Origin of the sequence: Sulfolobus sp. B1, from assembly GCF_007050195.1 — an archaeon.
Taxonomy (GTDB): domain Archaea; phylum Thermoproteota; class Thermoprotei_A; order Sulfolobales; family Sulfolobaceae; genus Saccharolobus.
On record NZ_QIMI01000237.1, the window covers coordinates 1 to 1,518 of the forward strand.

At 35.8% G+C, this 1,518-nt stretch carries 1 protein-coding gene; it reads right to left on the reverse strand.

The annotated features are described in order from the left end of the window. Positions 1–1,219, reverse strand: a 1,219-nt coding sequence (locus DMP16_RS09800; RefSeq protein ID WP_255446869.1) for an ABC transporter substrate-binding protein, incomplete at its 3' end; no start/stop codon positions are given. Between the last annotated feature and the right edge of the window lie 299 nt (positions 1,220–1,518).

Below are 1,518 nucleotides of genomic sequence, written 5' to 3' on the forward strand. Positions count from 1 at the left end.
GTTCAGTATAGTTGATTCCATATACTAAAGTTAATCGTAAGGCTGTTATGTTAGTAGGAAAAGTTTCAGTATTCATGGAGATGAAGTATGCAGCAGCCTCATAGCCTAAGTTAAGGAAAACTTGGCTAAAATTAACATATTTATTGTATTGGTAAGCGGAGTACATCTGTTCCAAAAAAGGTTGTGAAACGTAAGATATTTGTGCTTGATTCGTTGCGAAATCTTCAACTCTATCAGTATGAGATAAACCGTAATCTACTATTATGATAGGTATATGTGCTGGTTCAGCTACCGCTGGAATATTAGTTAGGTTCTCTGCCCAATAGTGAGGATTCTTTTCAAGAGTGATCGTTGACATCCCTGCCCCTACTTTTTTGATCACATATGGACCAGTTCCGTTCATCCCATTTTCATTTATATATGAATTTGCACTGTTTGGTTGTACTCCTCCGTGTTGGTCTACGTATACTGGGTTTACTATTGCTCCCCACCAGTTTGCCAAGTCTAGTAGGAAGTCTCTGTAGGGTTCTAGTGTGTTTATTTCTACCTCATATGGTCCTTTAACAACTACTGCTTGGTATGGGTATTCCATTATCTTCTGAATTGTTTGATTGTTTGCGTTGAAGTGTGATAGGATAGATGCTAAAACCTTAGCTGTTAAAGTAAAGTTTCCTCCAGTTTGTAATCCAGTAACGTTTTGAATTGCATTGTTTACACCCCAAGGTATAGCGTATCCAAATGTACTAAACACTGTTCCATTAAACAATAAACCAACATAATTAGAGATGCCTGCTCCTTGTCCCATTAGTATTGTCCTATATAACGAGAACCATACTGTTGACGCGTTGACTTGTACTCCGTCTGGGAAGTAAACTCCTTGTCTTATGAAGAACGTCCAGTTCTCGTAATTGGATGTACTCCAATTCTGAGCTATTACCGGAACTACATGGAGATAGTCTGACCCGTTAAATTCCACAAGTTCTTGGAATACAGCTGTGAAGAAAGGACCATCTTCCACTGCAAACCCTGTAGCTGGATCTAATGCATCTGGAGGAATAGTTTGGGATACGTCTATTAGTTGTGAAGTATTAGATGGAGCTATAGTGATAGTAGTTTGGCTTGATACTACCATGGATGCTAATGAAACTAATAACACATTTAGTATGATTGCTATCAAGAAGAAGGAAGCTGGGTTCATCCTCTTTTTTATGCTTTTCATGCACGTATAATTTTTAGGCCAATTAAAAAGCTTTCTTAAAATAAGAGTTTGCTATAAATACTTTAATTTCATTTTTAATCATTCACAATTAATATCTTTTTCTAAAATATATTAAAATCTAAGGAATACGTAATACAATGTCATCGCGTATGCCTACTTTAGATATATAGTTCCTAATGTATCAATCTGATCGTTTAAGATAATTTATGCCTCAATACTGTGTTGATTTATTTCGACTTCTGGATTATTCTGACTTTTCCCATAAATTAATGCTAAACCTATTACATGGATTTAGAATT